The sequence below is a fragment of the Marinobacter sp. MA genome, assembly GCF_048298425.1.
Lineage (GTDB): Bacteria > Pseudomonadota > Gammaproteobacteria > Pseudomonadales > Oleiphilaceae > Marinobacter > Marinobacter salsuginis.
The window spans coordinates 1,505,236-1,524,277 of sequence record NZ_CP103058.1; the positions used below are offsets into that span (position 1 = coordinate 1,505,236).

17 protein-coding genes are annotated in these 19,042 nt (G+C 56.8%); 11 read left to right on the forward strand and 6 right to left on the reverse strand.

What is annotated here, in order from left to right; all coding sequences use genetic code 11:
* Positions 1-57: 57 nt before the first annotated feature.
* The 6 genes from dapE to map form a co-directional block, all read right to left on the reverse strand.
* Entirely contained in the window at positions 58-1,194 is a 1,137-nt protein-coding gene (gene dapE, locus NUW46_RS07050; protein WP_418141755.1) for a succinyl-diaminopimelate desuccinylase, read from the reverse strand.
* A complete protein-coding gene (gene dapD / locus NUW46_RS07055) occupies positions 1,181-2,209 on the reverse strand; it encodes a 2,3,4,5-tetrahydropyridine-2,6-dicarboxylate N-succinyltransferase (protein ID WP_418141756.1) in 1,029 nt (342 codons plus the stop codon). Before dapD ends, dapE begins: the two co-directional genes overlap by 14 nt.
* An 88-nt stretch (positions 2,210-2,297) precedes the next feature.
* Positions 2,298-2,639, reverse strand: a complete 342-nt coding sequence (locus NUW46_RS07060) for an ArsC family reductase (RefSeq protein ID WP_418141757.1) — start codon at positions 2,637-2,639, stop codon at positions 2,298-2,300.
* Positions 2,636-3,838 carry a succinyldiaminopimelate transaminase gene (dapC, locus tag NUW46_RS07065; RefSeq protein ID WP_418141758.1) on the reverse strand — a complete coding sequence of 401 codons (1,203 nt, stop codon included), beginning with the start codon at positions 3,836-3,838 and terminating at the stop codon, positions 2,636-2,638. Before dapC ends, NUW46_RS07060 begins: the two co-directional genes overlap by 4 nt.
* The gene (locus NUW46_RS07070) at positions 3,835-6,480 is read right to left on the reverse strand and encodes a [protein-PII] uridylyltransferase (RefSeq protein WP_136631748.1); all 2,646 of its coding nucleotides are present in this window, start codon (positions 6,478-6,480) and stop codon (positions 3,835-3,837) included. Before NUW46_RS07070 ends, dapC begins: the two co-directional genes overlap by 4 nt.
* The gene (gene map / locus NUW46_RS07075; RefSeq protein WP_418141759.1) at positions 6,481-7,251 is read right to left on the reverse strand and encodes a type I methionyl aminopeptidase; all 771 of its coding nucleotides are present in this window, start codon (positions 7,249-7,251) and stop codon (positions 6,481-6,483) included.
* Between the two features lie 253 nt (positions 7,252-7,504).
* Between map and rpsB the strand changes: the two genes are divergently transcribed.
* The 11 genes from rpsB to lpxD all read left to right on the forward strand — a co-directional run bounded on the left by rpsB (position 7,505) and on the right by lpxD (position 19,032).
* Positions 7,505-8,257, forward strand: coding sequence for a 30S ribosomal protein S2 (gene rpsB, locus NUW46_RS07080; RefSeq protein WP_069184906.1), 753 nt, complete (start codon positions 7,505-7,507; stop codon positions 8,255-8,257).
* A gap of 92 nt (positions 8,258-8,349) precedes the next feature.
* The gene (tsf, locus tag NUW46_RS07085) at positions 8,350-9,219 is read left to right on the forward strand and encodes a translation elongation factor Ts (RefSeq protein WP_069184905.1); all 870 of its coding nucleotides are present in this window, start codon (positions 8,350-8,352) and stop codon (positions 9,217-9,219) included.
* Positions 9,220-9,403: 184 nt separating this feature from the next.
* Complete coding sequence (gene pyrH, locus NUW46_RS07090; protein ID WP_008170379.1) at positions 9,404-10,132, forward strand: UMP kinase; 729 nt, start codon at positions 9,404-9,406, stop codon at positions 10,130-10,132.
* Positions 10,133-10,206: 74 nt separating this feature from the next.
* Positions 10,207-10,764 carry a ribosome recycling factor gene (frr, locus tag NUW46_RS07095; RefSeq protein ID WP_069184904.1) on the forward strand — a complete coding sequence of 186 codons (558 nt, stop codon included), beginning with the start codon at positions 10,207-10,209 and terminating at the stop codon, positions 10,762-10,764.
* A 71-nt stretch (positions 10,765-10,835) separates the two neighbouring features.
* The gene (gene uppS / locus NUW46_RS07100; RefSeq protein WP_069184903.1) at positions 10,836-11,606 is read left to right on the forward strand and encodes a polyprenyl diphosphate synthase; all 771 of its coding nucleotides are present in this window, start codon (positions 10,836-10,838) and stop codon (positions 11,604-11,606) included.
* Positions 11,607-11,627: 21 nt separating this feature from the next.
* Complete coding sequence (locus NUW46_RS07105) at positions 11,628-12,467, forward strand: phosphatidate cytidylyltransferase (protein ID WP_418141760.1); 840 nt, start codon at positions 11,628-11,630, stop codon at positions 12,465-12,467.
* Between the two features lie 2 nt (positions 12,468-12,469).
* Positions 12,470-13,654 carry a 1-deoxy-D-xylulose-5-phosphate reductoisomerase gene (ispC, locus tag NUW46_RS07110; RefSeq protein WP_418141761.1) on the forward strand — a complete coding sequence of 395 codons (1,185 nt, stop codon included), beginning with the start codon at positions 12,470-12,472 and terminating at the stop codon, positions 13,652-13,654.
* A gap of 49 nt (positions 13,655-13,703) precedes the next feature.
* Positions 13,704-15,053 carry an RIP metalloprotease RseP gene (rseP, locus tag NUW46_RS07115; RefSeq protein ID WP_069184900.1) on the forward strand — a complete coding sequence of 450 codons (1,350 nt, stop codon included), beginning with the start codon at positions 13,704-13,706 and terminating at the stop codon, positions 15,051-15,053.
* Positions 15,054-15,097: 44 nt separating this feature from the next.
* Positions 15,098-17,416, forward strand: a complete 2,319-nt coding sequence (bamA, locus tag NUW46_RS07120; protein ID WP_136631746.1) for an outer membrane protein assembly factor BamA — start codon at positions 15,098-15,100, stop codon at positions 17,414-17,416.
* A 45-nt stretch (positions 17,417-17,461) separates the two neighbouring features.
* Complete coding sequence (locus NUW46_RS07125; RefSeq protein ID WP_136631745.1) at positions 17,462-17,959, forward strand: OmpH family outer membrane protein; 498 nt, start codon at positions 17,462-17,464, stop codon at positions 17,957-17,959.
* A 47-nt stretch (positions 17,960-18,006) separates the two neighbouring features.
* Positions 18,007-19,032, forward strand: a complete 1,026-nt coding sequence (gene lpxD, locus NUW46_RS07130) for a UDP-3-O-(3-hydroxymyristoyl)glucosamine N-acyltransferase (protein WP_153637474.1) — start codon at positions 18,007-18,009, stop codon at positions 19,030-19,032.
* The last annotated feature ends 10 nt before the right edge of the window (positions 19,033-19,042 follow it).

Sequence of the window (19,042 nt, forward strand, 5' to 3'; positions counted from 1 at the left end):
AAAGGGTCAGGTGGAATCTTCACCTGACCCTTTTTTGTGGGATTCCGATTTTGACCTTTATGCCAGGAGTTCGATCAGAATCTGTTCGTAGATGTCCGACAGAGTGTTGAGATCCTCGGCTTTCACGCATTCATCCACCTTGTGAATGGTGGCATTGATAGGGCCAAGTTCCACCACCTGTGCACCGGTTGGCGCGATGAAACGGCCATCGGACGTGCCGCCGGAGGTCGAAAGCTCGGTTTCCCGGCCGGTCACTGTGCGAATGGCGCTCTGGCTGGCGGATACGAGCGCTCCCTTGTCCGTGAGGAACGGACGGCCACTCAGGTGCCACTGCAGGTCGTATTTCAGGTTGTGGCGGTCCAGGATGGCTACCACCCGTTCTTCCAGACTCTCTGCGGTGTTTTCCGTGCAGTACCGGAAATTGAAATGCACGAGGCACTCACCGGGAATAATGTTGCTGCCCGTGCCCGCTTCCATTCTGGTGATCTGGAATGTGGTTGGCGGGAAGAAGTCGTTGCCGTTATCCCAGAACTCCTTTGCCAGCGCATCAAGAGCCGGAGCCACGGTATGAACCGGGTTCTCGGCCAGATGCGGGTAGGCAACATGGCCCTGAACGCCATGCACCGTCAGATAGCCATGCAGAGAGCCCCGGCGGCCGTTCTTGATCACATCACCCACTTCATTGGTGCTGGAAGGTTCGCCAATCAGACACCAGTCTATCTTTTCGTTCCTGGCCTCCAGGGTTTCTACCACTTTGACCGTGCCGTGTTGTGCTGGCCCTTCTTCGTCGCTGGTGATGAGCAGGGCAATGGAGCCACGGTGATCGGGGTATTTTCCAACGAATCGCTCACAGGCGGTTACGAAGGCCGCAAGGCTGCCCTTCATGTCCGCCGCGCCACGGCCCAGCAAATAGCCGTCCTTGATTACCGGATCAAACGGCGGGTGTGCCCAGTTCTTCTCCGGACCAGTCGGCACCACATCGGTATGGCCGGCAAAGGCCAGCACCGGCCCCTCTGAGCCCTTGCGGGCCCAGAGGTTATCGGTATCGCCAAATCTCAGGTTTTCGCCAGTGAAGCCCAGAGGTGCCAGCCGCGACATCATCAGTTCCTGACAGCCGGCATCTTCGGGAGTGACGGACTGCCGGCGGATCAGGTCAATGGCAAGTTCGAGGGTCGGGGAATCAGTTGTTTGCATGCAGCTCTTCATTCAGCTCGATGGCAGACTTGTTGGTTTTGCACTCGACCGCGCCGGTCTGGCTGTTGCGGCGGAACAGAAGATCCGGCTGGTTGGCCAGATCGCGAGCCTTGATAACCTCAACCAGCTCGTTGTTGTCGTCGAGCAGGGCAACCTTGGTGCCGGCGGTGATGTACAGGCCGGCTTCCACTTTGCAGCGGTCGCCCAGTGGGATACCGATACCGGCGTTGGCACCGATCAGGCAGTTCTCGCCAACCGCAATGATGATGTTGCCACCACCGGACAGGGTGCCCATGGTGGAGCAGCCACCGCCCAGGTCGGAGCCCTTGCCAACCATAACGCCGGCGGAGATGCGGCCCTCGATCATGCTGGTGCCTTCGGTGCCGGCGTTGAAGTTGATGAAGCCTTCATGCATGACGGTGGTACCTTCACCAACATAGGCGCCAAGACGGACCCGCGCAGTGTCGGCAATGCGAACACCCTTCGGTACCACATAATCTGTCATCTGCGGGAATTTATCGACGGACTTGACTTCCAATGTGCGGCCTTCGAGGCGGGCCTGTAACTGACGATCGGAGAGCTCGTTCAGGTCGATTGCGCCCTCGTTGGTCCAGGCCAGGTTCGGCAGCAGGCCAAAGATGCCATCAAGCTTCAGGCCATGGGGTTTCGCCATGCGGTGGGAAATCAGGTGAAGCTTGAGGTAAACCTCGGGCGTGCTGGAAGCTGTGTCATCGGTTTCCAGTACCGTAACAACGACCGGGCGTGTGCTGTTGGCCGCTTTGTCCGCGAGGGTTGCCTGGTCGGTCTGGCCAATTTGTCGCAGGGCATTGGCTAGCTGGCTGAGCTGTTCGGCGGTCGCGCTGATCGCCTGGTTGCCGCCCTTGTATTCCAGGGCATTGGAGATGACGTCCATCAGGGTGTTATCGGGTGTCATGACCGGCTGCTGGTAAAAGACTTCCAGCCACTCGCCCTGGTTGTTCTGGGTGCCGATACCGATACCGAATGCAAAGCTCATCTGATGGTTGCTCCTGTTCTGAATGTTGGGGTCAGAAGTTCGCGCCTTCCGACTCCGGAGTTAAAATTTGGATCTGTTGCCCTGAGATTCAGGCCAGCCATGCAGCCCATTCGTCTGCATTGAAACCCACGCGCACCTCATTGCCGTTTTCCACGACAGGGCGCTTAATGATGGACGGATTTTCCAGCATGATCGCGTGAGCACTTTGGGCGCTAATGGTATCACGAACCTCCTCGGGAAGTTTGCGCCACGTGGTGCCACGGCGGTTCAACAGGCTTTCCCAGCCAACGGCGCTCTCCCATTTGGACAGCAGACCGTCGCCCAGACCGTCTTTCTTGAAGTCGTGGAACTGGTAGTCAACGCCTTGCTCATCCAGCCACTTGCGGGCTTTCTTCACCGTGTCACAGTTTTTGATGCCGTACAGTTTCATGTCTGGTTCGCCTTAACAAATTCAACAATCCGGTGTGCCGCCTCGACGCATTCTTCCACCGGCGCAACCAGGGCCATCCGGACCCGGTTTTCCCCGGGATTGTGGCCATCCACCGTGCGAGAGAGGTAGCGCCCGGGAAGGACGTGGACGTTCTGCTGGGCGGAGAGTTCCCTGGCAAAGGTTTCATCGTCCATCGGTGTTTCCGGCCACAGGTAAAAGCCGGCGTCCGGGAAATCCACTTCCATGACTTCTCTGAGAATGGGCACTACGGCCTCGAACTTGGCGCGGTAGGCTGCACGGTTCTCCCGAACATGGTCTTCGTCACTCCAGGCGGCGATGCTGGCCAACTGGTTATGGATGGGCATGGCGCAGCCATGGTAGGTGCGATACTTCAGATAGCCCTCGAGAATGCGAGCGTCACCGGCGACAAAACCGGACCGAAGGCCGGGCAGGTTGCTGCGCTTGGAGAGGCTGTGAAATACCACGCAGCGGCGGTAGTCATCACGACCAATGGCGGCGCAGGTTTGCAGCAGGCCTTCCGGCGGGTTGCTCTCGTCGGGGTACAGCTCGGAATAGCATTCGTCGGAGGCGACGATGAAGTCGTGTTTGTCGGCGAGGGCAATAACCCTGGCCAGTTTTTCCCGTGGAATCACCGCGCCACTAGGGTTGCCCGGTGAACACAGGAACAATATCTGACATTCCCGCCAGACGGATTCCGGCACAGATTCAAAGTCCGGAATAAAGCCGTTGGAGCCGTCGCAGGGAAGGTACATCGGCGTGGCGCCGGCCAGGAACGCAGCACCTTCATAGACCTGATAAAACGGGTTGGGGCTGACCACGGTGGCGGGTTTGCTGGCATCCACCACAGCCTGGACCAGGGAAAAGATGGCTTCGCGCGTACCGTTCACCGGTACGATGTTTTTCGCCGGGCTCAGGCTGTCGGCTTTCAGTTGGAATCGTTGGGTTGCCCAGTGACTGATGGCCTCGCGAAGTTCATCCGTACCCCGGGTGGTCGGGTAATTGGCAAGCTTGTCCAGGTTGTTCGCAATTACCTCTTTGACGAATTCCGGAGAGGGGTGCTTCGGCTCGCCGATCCCGAGAGAGATGGGGCGGAGATGATCAGGCACGCTAATGCCGGCCTTCAGTTTGGCCAGTTTTTCAAACGGGTAGGGATGGAGTCTGTCCAGATTGGGATTCATTGAATGTCGTCCAGCATTTTGCAGAGATCTTGCTGCAGGGCCTGGCAAACGGCCGGGTCCCGGATGGGTTCGCCGTGTTCGTCGGTGACGAAGAAAACGTCCTCTACGCGCTCGCCCAGGGTGGCAATCTTGGCGTTGGTCAGTCGCACCCGATGCTCCAGCAACACCTGGCCGACTCGCGCCAGCAGGCCGGGCCGGTCAGGGGTGATCACTTCCATTACGGTGCGCTGGTTGATGGTGTCGTTAGAGAACGTCACCTCCGTCGGGAAGGCGAAATGTTTCAGTTGCCTTGGTGTGCGCCGGTGGATGATATCCGGGTAGTCTTCCGGGTCATCCAGCTCTTCAATCAGGCGTAAACGCACCCGTTCCTTGCGCGCGGGGTCGATTCCAAGAGGCTGGCCCTTTTCATCCAGCACCACGTAGGAGCTGATCGAGTAGGGACCCTCACTGGAGCTGATACGGGCGTCCACGATGTTCAGGTTCAGCTGCTCAAGCACCGCAGTGGTTGCCGCAAACAGGGCAACCCGGTCCTTCATGTAAATAATGATCTGGGAATAGCCATCCGTGGGTCCGCCCCGTGTGTCGCGAATAAGCACCAGTGGGTCGGGGTTGTTGCCGTGACGGACAATGGCGGCTGTCTGCCAGGCAATATCAACGGTTGAGTCCTGGAGAAAATAATCCTCATCCACGGTGTCCCAGATAACATCGATCTGCTCATCCGTCATATTCTGGGCGTGCAGGATCTCGCGTGCTTCAGATTGGGTGGCGCGCACCCATTCTTGCCGGTCGATGGGGTTTTCCGTGCCCCGGCGCAGGGCCCGTTTGGCCTCGATATACAGTTGGCGTAACAGAGAGGCGCGCCAGGTGTTCCAGAGTTTTGGGTTGGTTGCGCTGATATCGCATACGGTCAGCACATAGAGATAATCGAGGTGCGCCTGGCTCGGTACCGCCCTGGCAAAGGCATGAATGATGTCCGGGTCAGATATGTCTTTGCGCTGCGCGGTCATGGACATCAGCAGGTGGTTTTCCACGAGCCACGAGATCAGCTGTGTGTCCCGCTCGCTCAGATGATGCCTGTGGCAGAAAGCCTCGGCATCCATGGCGCCCAGTTCCGAATGGTCACCGCCCCGTCCTTTGGCAACATCATGGTATATGCCCGCAATATAAAGGGTTTCCAGCTTTGGTAACCGATGGATCAGGCGAGAGGCCAGGGGATATTCGTCCCGCGCCTCGGTGCCGCTCAGCCGAACCATGTTGCGGATGACGCGCATGGTGTGGGCGTCCACGGTGTAAATGTGAAAAAGGTCGTGCTGCATCTGGCCGATAATCTGGCCGAATTCCGGGAGGTACCGGCCGAGCACGTTGTACTTCTTCATGGCGGACAGGGTCTGATCCAGCGCATGGGGCGTTCTGAGCAGCTCCATGAACAAAGTGGTCACAGCCAGATCGGAGCGGAACGCATCGTCAATCAGGTGGCGGTGCGCCCGCAGAGAGCGGATGGTGGTCGCGCGAATGCCCTTGATCTCCGGATGCTGGGCCATCAGCACGAAAATTTCCATGATGGCGTAAGGCGCGTAGGCAAAAACCTGGTTGTTAACCGCTTCGATATAATAGTTGCGAATCTGGAAGCGTTTGTTGATCGGCTGGATGGCGTCTTCGGACGCGCTGCCGAGAATGGCCTCGTCATAATACTGCAGGATCACGTCGGTCAGCTCGGCGAGGGCCAGGACCGTTCGATAGTAGGACTGCATCATCAGTTCAACGCCGAGCCGTTTGCCTTCGTCCTTGTAGCCGAGCATCTGGGCAAGGGCACGTTGGTGGTCGAACAACAGGCGGTTCTCATTCCGGTCGGCCAGCAGTTGCAAGCCATAGCGCAGTTGCCACAGGAAGGTTTCACCCTGGAAAAGGATCTGATGCTCTTCCTCGGTGAGAATGCTGAATCGCGTCAGGTCTGCAATGTTCTGCAGTCCAAAGTGGCGTTTGGTAATCCAGCCAATGGTCTGTATGTCCCGCAGGGCGCCCGGGGAGCCTTTAACATTGGGCTCAAGGTTGTATTCGGTATCGCCGTATTTCTGGTGCCGTTGCTGCTGCTCTTCGCGCTTTGCGATGAAGTAGTTGCGATCAGTGCTGACATCGTCGGAGTACACCTGCTCGCTGAGGTCCGAGCGCAGCTCATCCGGGCCGGCGATGGTGCGGGTTTCGAGCAGGTTGGTGAGTATGGTGATGTCTTCACGGGCTGCCGTTTTGCTTTCCTCAATGCTGCGAACGCTGTGACCGATATCCAGTCGCAAATCCCAGAGAAGCGTAACAAAGGCCCCCAGATCATCGTGCCAGCTGTCCTCGATGCCATTGCGAGTCAGTATGAGCAAGTCAATGTCTGAGTGGGGGTGAAGCTCACCGCGCCCGTAGCCGCCGACAGCCACCAGGGCAATATCCGGCGAGCCGGAAAAAGGATAACGGTTCCAGATTAGCCTCAGAACGGTATCGACGGTGTCGGCCCGGGAGTGGACAAGGGCGCGGACATCGGCTCCCTGCCGGAAGGCCTCGGCATCTGCGTTATACCTTCCCTCTAACAGTTCCCGGGCCGCCTTGACGGGAGAGGGGTCGTTACTGATGCGGGATTCCAGCTCGCTTTGGTCCACTTAGAAGGACTCTTCCTTTCGCTTGGTCAAAACCTCATGGCCGTCAGCAGTCACAAGGATGGTGTGCTCCCATTGTGCAGAGAGCTTGTGGTCCTTGGTAACCACTGTCCAGCCGTCCGGCAGCAGTTTGGTCTGGTGCTTGCCCTGGTTGATCATCGGCTCGATGGTGAAGGTCATGCCCTCCTGAAGCTCCAGGCCGGTGCCGGGTTTGCCGTAATGCATAACCTGCGGCTCTTCGTGAAACACCGCGCCGATGCCATGGCCGCAATAATCGCGAACCACAGAGTAGCGGTGTTTCTCGGCGTGTTGCTGAATGACGTGGCCAATATCTCCCAGGCGGGTTCCCGGCTTAACCAGCTCGATACCTTTATAGAGGCACTCCTGGGTAATCTGGATCAGGCGCTCTGTGCCCGGTTTGGGCTTGCCGACGATCCACATCTTACTGGTATCACCGTGGTAGCCATCCTTTATTACGGTGACATCGATATTAAGGATGTCTCCGTCCTTGAGTATTTTCTTCTCTGACGGGATGCCGTGGCAGATCACGTGGTTAACCGAGGTACAGATGGACTTCGGAAATCCTTTATAGTTGAGCGGCGCCGGAATGCACTTTTGCTCGTTAACAATATAGTCGTGGCAAATCCGGTCGAGCTCTTCAGTGGAAACGCCCGGTTTGACGTAATCGCCAATCATCTCGAGCACTTCGGCCGCCAAACGGCCAGCGACGCGCATCTTTTCGATTTCTTCCGGAGTCTTGATCGATACCTGCATTGGGTTTCCCGTTGATTTGTATCAAACCGGCATTTTAAGGGCCCTGCCGCCCGGGTACAAGGAAGCCGGTCGTCAAAAATAATGGCGTTTACCGGCTCGAATATGGTATAAACGCGCCCGCTGGAAACGAATCCGGCAAATTCACACACGTGTCGGCACGTTATCCCAGGGTGCCTGCTCCTGCTTTATAAGGAGCCAGGTTGGGGTAATCGGATACGTGGAGGACTAACCCGAAGCTAAAAAGGTAACTATCATGGCTCAGGTAAATATGCGTGACCTGCTGAAGGCAGGTGCTCACTTCGGTCACCAGACCCGCTACTGGAACCCGAAAATGTCGAAGTTCATCTTCGGCGCCCGTAACAAGATTCATATCATCAACCTTGAGCAGACTGTTCCTGCCATGAACGATGCGCTGAAGTTCGTTCAGCAGCTGGCAGAGAACAAGAACAAGATCCTGTTCGTTGGTACCAAGCGTGCCGCGGCCAAGATCATCAAGGAAGAAGCCGAGCGTGCCGGTCAGCCGTTCGTTAACCATCGCTGGCTCGGTGGCATGCTGACCAACTACAAGACCATCCGTCAGTCTATCCGTCGCTATCGTGATCTGGAAACCCAGAGCCAGGACGGTACTTTCGACAAGCTGACCAAAAAAGAAGCCCTGGATCGCACCCGCGAAATGGACCGCCTCGAGCGTTCCATTGGTGGTATCAAGGACATGGGTGGTCTGCCGGACGCGATGTTCGTGATCGACGTTGACCACGAGCGTATCGCTATCAAGGAAGCCAACAAGCTGGGCATTCCTGTTATCGGCGTTGTGGATACCAACAGTGATCCGGACGGTGTTGATTACGTGATTCCGGGCAACGATGACGCCATTCGCGCGATCCAGATTTACGTGAAAGCCGTTGCTGATACCTGCATCGAAGCGGCCCAGTCTGCCGGTGCCGGCGCTGACGAGTTTGTTGAGGTCAGCGAAGACGCCGAAGGCGCTGCTCCAGCCGCTGAGTAAGGCTTTATCTTCACGTTTGAGATGTAAGGTGTGCCCCGGGTTGCCTCGGGCACACCTCCCCACCGAATTCGGAACAGTTGAGAGGATTGAACATGGCTGCAATTACCGCTGCAATGGTCAAAGAGCTGCGTGAGCGTACCGGCCTTGGCATGATGGAGTGCAAGAAGGCGCTCGTTGAAGCAGAAGGCAGTGTAGACGCCGCAATCGAAGAACTGCGTAAGTCTTCCGGTCTGAAAGCTGCCAAGAAAGCCGGCCGTACCGCCGCTGAAGGCGCTTCACTGATCAAGATTTCTGACGACAACACCGTTGCGTACATTCTGGAAGTGAACTCCGAGACAGACTTCGTGGCTCGCGATGACAACTTCCTGAACTTCGCCAACGATGTCCTGAACGTTGCCTTCGAAAAAGGCGAAACTGACGTAGCCAAGCTGATGGAAGGCGATCTGGAAGCCAAGCGTGAAGCGCTGGTTCAGAAGATCGGCGAAAACATCACTGTTCGTCGCATTGTGAAAGTTGAAGGCCCGGTTGTTGGTGGCTATGTCCACAGCAACAACAAGATTGCTTCTGTTGTTGCCCTGACTGCCGGCGACCCTGAAGTTGCCCGTGATATTGCCATGCACGCAGCTGCGGTTAACCCGCGTGTTGGCAAGCCGGAAGACATGCCGGCAGAAGAGCTTGAAAAAGAGAAAGAAGTCATCAAGGCCCAGCCGGATATGGAAGGCAAGCCTGCCGAGATCGTCGAGAAGATGATGGGCGGCCGCATCAAGAAGTTCCTCAAGGAAAACAGCCTTGTTGAGCAGCCTTTCGTCAAGAACCCGGATCAGACCGTGGGCGAGCTGATCAAGTCCAACGGTGGCGAGCTGGTTGGCTTCGTGCGCCTGGAAGTGGGTGAAGGCATTGAGAAGGAAGAAGTGGACTTCGCTGCCGAGGTTGCTGCTGCAGCCGGCACAGGCAAGGCCTGATCCTTCGTTTGATGCAGCGGGCGCTCTGCCTCTGCATCACCTGAGTCTGCCACGTTAGCCGGAAACTTCCGGCTCTCGTGGCGGGCTTGTATCTGAGATACCCCTTTTTTGAGGAGTATGTCAGATACAAGCCTGCAACGGGTATCACGCCGGATAGCAGCCAACAGACGACAAGGGGATCATCATGCCGACATCATCGAAAACCCAGCCCAGATACAAGCGTGTTCTGCTCAAGCTCAGTGGCGAAGCCCTGATGGGTGAGCACGATTTCGGTATTGATCCCAAAGTTCTTGACCGCATGGCACTGGAAATCGGTGCGCTGATTGGTATTGGCGTACAGGTTGGTCTGGTGATTGGTGGCGGTAACCTGTTCCGTGGAGCAGCCCTGAATGCTGCGGGCATGGACCGGGTGACCGGCGACCATATGGGTATGCTGGCCACGGTCATGAACGGTCTGGCGATGCGTGACGCTCTGGAGCGCTCCAACATCCGCACCCGCGTAATGTCGGCAATCCCGATGAGTGGGATCGTCGAGCACTACGACAGACGCCGAGCAGTCAGGGATCTCAAGGACGGCGATGTCGTGATTTTCTGTGCCGGTACCGGCAACCCCTTCTTCACGACAGACTCCGCTGCTTGTCTGCGTGGTATTGAAATCGAGGCGGATGCCGTGCTCAAAGCCACCAAGGTGGATGGCGTATACTCAGCGGATCCGCACCTGGACAGCAGTGCAGAGAAATACGACTACCTCACCTATGATGAGGTTCTGGACAAGAAGTTGGGCGTGATGGATCTGACAGCCATCTGTCTCGCCCGTGATCATGGCATGCCGCTGCGGGTGTTCGATATGAACCGTGCAGGCGCGCTGACTCGCATCGTAACCGGCGAGAAAGAAGGTACACTGATCGAATAAAACGCTGTCCAGGCCCCATGGGAGTTTGGGGCCATAGTGCAAAAAGACATGACGAACGAATTGAGGATGCTGAAGTGATTAACGACATCAAAGCAGAAGCCGAAAAGAAGATGAAGAAGAGCCTGGAGTCCCTGAACAATGCGTTTAACAAGATTCGCACTGGTCGGGCCCATCCTTCTATCCTGGATAGCGTCACCGTGAACTATTACGGCCAGGAGACGCCGCTGAAACAGGTGGCAAGTGTCAACGTCGAGGATAACCGGACGCTGACGGTCTCTCCCTGGGAGAAGAACCTGATGCCGACCATCGAGAAGGCGATCATGGCGTCAGACCTCGGTCTGAACCCGGCTACCAGTGGCGATATCATTCGGATTCCAATGCCGATGCTGACTGAAGAAACCCGTAAGGAAATGGTCAAGCAGGCAAAAGCGGACGCCGAGCACGGTCGTGTTTCTATCCGCAACGCACGTCGCGATGCCAACAGCATGATCAAGGATCTGTTGAAGGAAAAGGAAATTACCGAAGACGACGAGCGCAAGGGCGAGGATGAGATCCAGAAGTTGACCGACCGCTACATTGCGGAAGTCGAGAAGATGCTCAAGGCCAAAGAAGAGGACCTGATGGCGGTTTAACCGTTCGGGTTCACTTGCAAGCGAATTGAAAGGCCGCGGCAATCAAGCGCTTCGGCCGCACAGGGGATTTCATGACGGGAACTGTATCCGCAGAGATTCCGGTGTCGGCAGACAGCCGACCCCGGCATGTGGCCATCATCATGGACGGGAATAATCGATGGGCCAAGGCCCGTCGTCTCAAGGGAGTGGCTGGCCACAAGGCCGGAGTGGATGCGGTCAGGGCAGTGGTAGAAACCTGCGCCCGCGAAGGTGTGGAAGTTCTCACTCTGTTTGCCTTTTCCAGTGAAAACTGGCGGCGCCCCAAGGACGAAGTGTCGGCCCTGATGAAGTTGTTCCTGTTCGCGCTCGAGCGCGAAGTGCGGAAGCTTCATCGTAACGACATCCGGTTGCGCATAATTGGTGACCGGTCCGCCTTCAGTTCTGCGCTTCGCGAACATATGGAAGCGGCGGAGGAGCTGACCCGCAACAACACCCGGATGACGCTCGTGATTGCAGCGAACTACGGCGGACACTGGGATATCACTCAGGCCACGCGCAAGGTGGCGGAACAGGTGCGTGTCGGGCATTTGGCGCCATCCGATATTACCGATGACCTGATCCAGCAGCACCTCAGTATTGGTGACCTGCCAATGCCTGATCTGATGATTCGCACGGCCGGTGAGCAGAGAATCAGCAACTTCATGCTGTGGCACCTGGCTTACACAGAGCTTTACTTTTCTCCGGTGTATTGGCCTGATTTTCAGCAGGAAGAGATGCTCAAGGCCCTGCAGGCATATGCCGGTCGACAGCGTCGTTTTGGCCAGACAGATGATCAGATAGCGGCCAAGGCTCTACAACAATAACGAACGATAGCGACGTTAACCGTGTTAAAAACCCGAATTATCACCGCATTGATTCTCGCCCCGATCGCCATCGGCGGGATCTTCTTTCTCCCTCCGCTGGGGTTTGCTCTCTTCACAGGTGCCATCATCTCTATAGGTGCCTGGGAGTGGGCAAATATGTCTGGCATTGGGCATCCTGCTGGTCGGATCGGTTATGCGCTGCTAACCGCCCTGATTCTATACGGGCTTCTCAACGTGCCGTTTGTGGCGGTGCTCTGGCTGGCGCTGTTCTGGTGGGGCATCTGTTTTCTTCTGGTTCGCAGTTACCCCGCAGGGTCTGATAAATGGGGCAGTCTGCCGGTCAGAGCCGTAATGGGGCTGTTCGTGCTGGTGCCCGCCTGGGTTGGCCTGAATCACCTGCGTACCGGTGGCTTCCAGTTTGGCGACAGCAGCAACAACCTGCTGCTCATTCTTTACGTGTTCTGCGTGGTCTGGGTTGCTGATATCGGTGCTTACTTTGCCGGTCGGGCGTTTGGAAAAGCAAAGTTGGCGCCCCGGGTCAGCCCCGGTAAGTCCTGGGCGGGTGTCTGGGGTGGTCTGGTGGCCGTGGGAGCCTTTGCTATTGTGGTGAGTTTTCTGGCTTCAGCAGGGGCAGGACAGACACTGCTCCTGATTGTTGCCAGTCTCGCCACCGGCCTGGTTTCGGTGTTGGGTGATTTGCTGGAAAGCATGCTCAAGCGGCATCGGGGCATCAAGGACAGTAGTCAGTTGCTACCCGGCCATGGCGGGATTATGGATCGGATTGATAGTCTGACAGCGGCGATTCCGGTTTTTGCTCTCATCATTACCCAACTTGGTTGGCTCACAACCGGGCACTGGTGACTATGGCAACCCGCTCTATCAGCATTCTCGGAGCCACGGGCTCCATTGGCCTCAGCACCCTGGATGTTGTTCGAAGGCACCCGGAACGTTTCTCGGTTTATGCATTAACCGCCAGCACCCGCGCTGAGGAACTGGCTGTATTGTGCCGGGAATTCCGTCCCAAGGTGGCCGTCATGGCCGATCCAGAGGCTGCCAATATGCTCTCCGAGCTGCTGGCAGACTTGCCGGACACCGAGGTGCTCGCCGGCCTGGATGGGTTGTGTCAGGCAGCCTCGGCGCCTGACGTTGATACCGTGATGGCAGCCATTGTTGGCGCGGCGGGATTATCGCCTACGCTTTCAGCGGTAAGGGCAGGGAAGCGGGTGCTGCTTGCCAATAAAGAAGCCCTGGTGATGTCCGGGAATTTGTTCATGGACGCCGTGACCGAGGCCGGTGCCGAACTGCTGCCGATCGATTCCGAGCACAACGCGATTTTCCAGTGCATGCCGGCAGACAAGATCCGGGATCCTGCTGGTGCCGGTATTACGAGGATCTTGCTGACAGCCTCCGGTGGCCCCTTCCGCGAGCACTCTGCTGAAGATCTCCGGTCGGTAACTCCGGCCCAGGCGTGTGCCCACCCCAACTGGTCCATGGGGCAAAAGATTTCCGTAGACTCCGCCACCTTGATGAATAAGGGCCTGGAACTGATTGAAGCCTGCTGGCTTTTCAACACAACACCTCAGAAAGTCGAGGTGCATGTTCATCCAGAGAGTATCATCCACTCCATGGTGGAATATGCCGATGGATCCGTGTTGGCACAGCTTGGCAGTCCGGATATGAGAACACCGATTGCCAACGGCCTGGCCTGGCCCGAGCGCATTGATGCCGGAGTTGCCCCCCTGGATCTGTTCGCTATCGGGCGCTTTCACTTCGAACGCCCGGATCTGGGGCGTTTCCCCTGTCTGCGTCTTGCTGCGGAAGCTTTCGAGGCGGGCGGCACTGCACCTGCGGTTCTGAATGCGGCCAATGAAGTGGCGGTTGCCGCTTTTCTCGACGGTACCCTGTGTTTTTCGGATATCCCCGTTATCATAGAGCGAACGCTCGCTGCGACCGCCGTTGAGCCAGCAGACAGCTTTGAGATCATTTTTGCCAAGGATAAAGAGGCACGGGGTCGTGCGCGGGAACAGATAGGTCTGTTAACTGTCTGATAGTCGCAGCCTTAGGCTGCCCGGCTGAAGCCATTCAATCAGGAACGCTATGCAGATTATTGAAACCGTCCTCGCACTCGCGCTTACCCTCGGCATCCTCGTGACCTTACACGAATACGGTCATTTCTGGGTGGCCCGGCGGTGCGGGGTAAAAGTGCTCCGATTCTCGGTGGGTTTCGGGAAACCCATGTTTTCCTGGTATGACAAGCATGGAACCGAGTTCGCGGTTGCGGCCATTCCACTGGGTGGCTACGTCAAGATGCTTGATGAGCGCGAGGGGCCGGTACCCGAGGAACTCCGAGACCAGGCCTTCACGTCCAAGCCGCCCGGCCAACGTATTGCCATTGCCGCGGCTGGCCCCGTAGCCAATTTCATATTTGCCATTTTTGCTTACTGGCTATTAAGCGTGGTTGGCGTTACCCACGTTGCGCCCATTGTTGGCCAGATTGCCGACGAGAGCGTGGCCGAGCGGGTGGGGCTGCAGGAAGGCATGGAGATTCACGCCGTGGATGGCCATCGGGTCAGTTCCTGGCGTGATGTGAACATGCGCATCCTCGAGCGGACTGGCGAGCATGGTTCGATCTCCATGGAGGTGTCCGAGGATGGCGCCCGGGGAACCGTCAGCGGTGAGCTTTCAGGATGGGGCCTGAGTGATGATACGCCCAACCCGCTGGCTGAGTTTGGCATCACGCCATGGCGGCCCGCAGTGCCGCCTGTATTGGGTCAGATTTCCGAGGGTGGGCGTGCAGAGGCAGCCGGGTTGCAGCCCGGAGATCGCATCGTTGCCGTGAATGGCGAGGCGATCGGCAGCTGGTTTGAGCTGGTAGAGTTCATTCGCAACGCTCCGGAGCAGACACTTCAGGTCACTGTGGAGCGCAACGGCTCGGAACAATCCCTGAGCGTGACCCCGGAAGCAAGGACCGAGGAAAGTGGCGAGTCTATCGGTTTCGTCGGGGCAGGCGTGGAGGCGATCTCGTGGCCAGAGGAAGTTCTGCGGGATGTCAGCTACGGTCCGTTCGCTGCCATCCCGGTAGCCCTCAGCGAAACCTGGGCGGACACCCGTCTTACGCTCGTGGCCATCAAGAAAATGGTCACCGGACTGTTGTCGCCCACAAACCTCAGTGGTCCGATAACCATTGCCCGGGTTGCAGAGGCCAGCGTCAGCTCCGGATTCGAAGATTTCGTGCGTTTTCTTGCTTATCTGAGCGTAAGTCTGGGCATTTTGAACCTTCTGCCTGTACCGGTACTGGATGGTGGTCATATCGTTTACTACACCATCGAAGCCCTCCGGGGAAAGCCGCTTTCCGAGCAGGCTCAAGCGTTTGGATTACGAATTGGTATGGCAATGATCCTCACATTAATGGTGTTTGCTCTTTACAACGACCTGATGCGGTTGTGAGAATTGCGAGCTCTTTACGCGCATTAACCAGGCGAAATATTTGAATGAGACGTTCTCTTCTAAGTGTAGCCGTTGGCCTCGCTGTGGCCGTGTCCGGCCTGAAGCCAGCACTTGCTGATCAGTTCACTGTTGCGGATATTGAGGTTGAAGGCCTGCAGAGGGTATCTGCGGGTACTGTTTTTTCTGCGTTCCCTGTCAATATTGGTGAACAGGTGGACGAGACCGAGCTGGCTGATGCGATCAAATCGCTGTTCCGGACCGGGCTTTTTACCGACATTGAGGCCAGCCGGGAAGCTGGTGTACTCATTCTGACGGTTCGAGAGCGTCCCTCCATCAGTGATATCGAGATCGAGGGCAATAAGAACATTGAAACCGAGATGTTGATGGACGCGCTGGCAGGGGCCGGGCTTCAGGAAGGCCAGGTGTTCCGGCGTGCGACCCTCGAGCGTCTGGAGCTTGAAATACTGCGCTCATACATTGCTCAGGGCCGCTACAATGCCCGGGTAAAGGCAACAGCGGAAGAGCTTCCGAGAAACCGGGTTTCGATTCGTCTGGATATCAATGAAGGTTCTGTTGCCGCGATTCACCACATCAATCTCATTGGCAACCGGGATTTCACCGACGAGGAGCTGCAGGATCTGTTCGAGCTGCAGAGCACGAGCTGGTGGAACTCGATAACCAACGCGGACAAATACGCCAGAGAACGTCTGAGCGGCGATCTGGAGTCGCTTCGGTCATTCTATCTTGATCGGGGCTATCTCGATTTCAACGTCGAGTCCAGCCAGGTTTCGATTTCTCCGGACAAGCAAAAAGTCTTCATTGCGATCGCTGTAAATGAAGGTCCCCAGTACACCATTTCCGAAATTAACCTTCGCGGTGAGCTGATCGTGGGAGAGGAGGAATTGCGCTCGCTGATTCCGGTCGAGGAAGGTGATGTATTCTCCCGGTCCCGCATGACAGCAATTTCCGAATCCCTGGCATTCCGGCTTGGCCGGGAGGGCTATGCCTTTGCCAACGTCAATGCCGTTCCGGAGCCGGGCGAAAATAACACAGCCGCAGTCACGTTTTTTGTGGAGCCTGGCAAACGGGCCTACGTGCGAAGAATCAATTTCGATGGCAACGTGTCTACACGCGATGATGTCCTGCGCCAGGAAATGACGCAAATGGAGGGCGGTGTCGCGTCTTCCGACCGAATCGAGTTCTCCAAGACCAAGTTGGAACGTCTTGGCTTCTTCCAGACTGTTAACGTGGACACCGTCCCGGTACCTGGCACCGACGACCTGGTGGACGTCAATTACTCAGTGGAGGAGCAGCCAACAGGCAGCCTTTCGGCCTCCATTGGCTTTTCCCAGGATTCGGGTGTGATTCTCGGTGCCAATGTCTCTGAGAATAACTTCTTTGGTACCGGTAAGCGGGTATCTTTCGGCGTGAATGTCAGTGACTCCATCAAGAGCGCAAACATCTCCTATCTGGACCCTTACTACACCGTTGATGGCGTGAGCCGCGGGTTCAGTGTATTCGCCCGGGAGACTGACTACGAAGAGGAAGATATTTCATCGTTCCTGCTGGATGAGTACGGCGGCCGCGTTACCTTCGGCTATCCCACGGACAGTATTACCCGCCTGAATTTTGGTGCCGGTGTCACGCAGTCGAATCTGAAGGAAGGCCTCTTCACGTCACAGGAGGTGAGTGAATTCATTGATGAGGAAGGCGACTCGTTCACCAACTTTTTCCTGTTCGGAAGCTGGCGTCGCAGTACTCTGAACCGTGGCGTGTTGCCGACTGATGGTTACAGCCACTCACTGTCCCTGGATGTTGCGGTGCCGGGTAGTGATCTGACCTTCTACAAAGCCACACACAAAACGGATTTCTACTACCCTGTGACCGATAATAATCGCTGGGTCTTCCGGGCACGGTCAGAGATCGGCTACGGCGATGGCTATGGTGATCGCAGCCAGATGCCGTTCTACGAGCACTTCTACACCGGTGGTTATGGTTCGGTTCGTGGATACGAAGCCAACTCGCTGGGGCTCAGGGCAACGAATAACGTAAACGACCTTTCGGATCCGGATCCGTTTGGCGGCAACCTTTTGACCGAGGGTGGTCTGGAACTGATCTTCCCGACGCCGTTTGCTGGCGATACCCGCTCAATGAGAACGGCATTCTTCCTGGATGCCGGCCAGGTGTTTGATACAGCCAGGGGGTTCGATCCGGAACTGAGCGAAATCAGGATGGCAGCCGGTGTCGGCTTCCAGTGGATAACGGCTGTTGGCCCATTGGCATTCAGTCTCGCTTACCCTCTGAACGACAAAGCTGGCGACGACACACAGGTGTTCCAGTTCTCGCTGGGCCAGACCTTCTAAAGCATGGATAATAATAATCGACGGATGAAAATCAGGAGAAAACCAATGTCCCGATTTGTTTTGATGTTCGCTGCTGTGATTATGGCGTTTTCATTCCCGGCGATGGCCGAAACCCGGATTGGTGTAGTCGATCTGCGTCAGGCACTGTTCTCGTCTGACGATGCCAAGACATTCAGCGAATCGCTTCAGAAGGATTTTGCCGGGGACGAAGCCCGCGTCCGTGAAGCCCAGGAAGCAGCTCGCAAGCTCCAGGAACGCCTTGAAAAAGACGGAGCCATGATGAACGAGAGCGAGCGTAACAAGCTGGCGGGAGAGTTCCAGGAGAAGGTAAAGGAGTTCAACTTTCTCAAGCAGCGGCTGGATTCAACGGTGAACCAGCGCAAACAGGCGTTTCTGGAGCAGGCTCGTCCCGAGGTGGACGCAGCGGTCAAGGAGCTTCTTGAGGAGAACAACCTCGACCTTATCCTGCCAAGCGAAGCGGTTGTCTATGTAAAGCCTGAAATGAATCTGACCTCTCAGCTTCTTGAAAAACTGAACCGTTAATCTGTGACGGGCACCCCGGTGCCCTGATCGTTGCTTGGGAGTTCGCAATGACAGAAAGGTCCTATCGCCTTGGGGAAATTGCCAATGCCCTTGGTGCGGAGCTACGGGGTGACCCTGATGTAAAGGTTTCGGGTCTGGCGACGTTGCAGGCGGCTGGTCCCGGTCAGATCAGCTTCCTGGCGAATCCTTCCTATGGTAAATATCTGCCAGAAACGCGTGCTTCGGCCGTTATTGTTGCACCTGCCTCGGCGAAAGAGGCTCCGACCAACGTCCTGTTACTGGACAACCCCTATCTCGGATATGCTCGGTTGAGCCACTGGTTTGACCCCGCCCCTGTTGCTTCGCCCGGCATTCACCCATCCGCAGTAGTAGACCCGTCAGCGATTATTGCTGAAGATGCCAGCATAGGCCCGAATGCGGTCGTGGAAGCCGGGGCAGACATTGGTGAGAGGGTTGTTGTTGGAGCCGGCTCGATTGTTGGAGCCCGCGCCAGAATCGGAGCCCGGACTCTGATTCGGCCCCGGGTGACTCTGGCTCACGACGTGGTTATTGGCGAACGTTGCCACATACTCAGCGGTGCTGTGATAGGCTCCGACGGTTTCGGTTTCGCTAACGAGAAGGGCGTTTGGCACCGTATTGCACAGCTCGGGCGCGTTGTTCTCGGGAATGATGTGGAAGTGGGCGCCAACACCACTATCGATCGCGGGGCTTTGGATGACACCGTGATTGGCGACGGTGTGAAGCTCGATAACCTGATCCAGATTGCCCATAACGTATGCATAGGCGAGCACAGTGCCATGGCGGCTATGGTTGGCATTGCCGGCAGCACCCGCATTGGCAGGCACTGTGTTTTCGGTGGCGCATCCGGCGTTGCTGGCCATCTTGAGATCGCCGATCAGGTTCATCTGACCGGTATGACGCTGGTAACCGGTGACATCCGGGAGCCCGGTGTCTATTCATCAGGCACGAGTGCCGATACCAACCGTCAGTGGCGCAAGAATGCAGTGCGCTTCCGGCAGTTGGATGTTCTGGCGCGACGGGTAAAAGAACTCGAAAAGAAATTAGAGGGCTGAGGCCGATCAA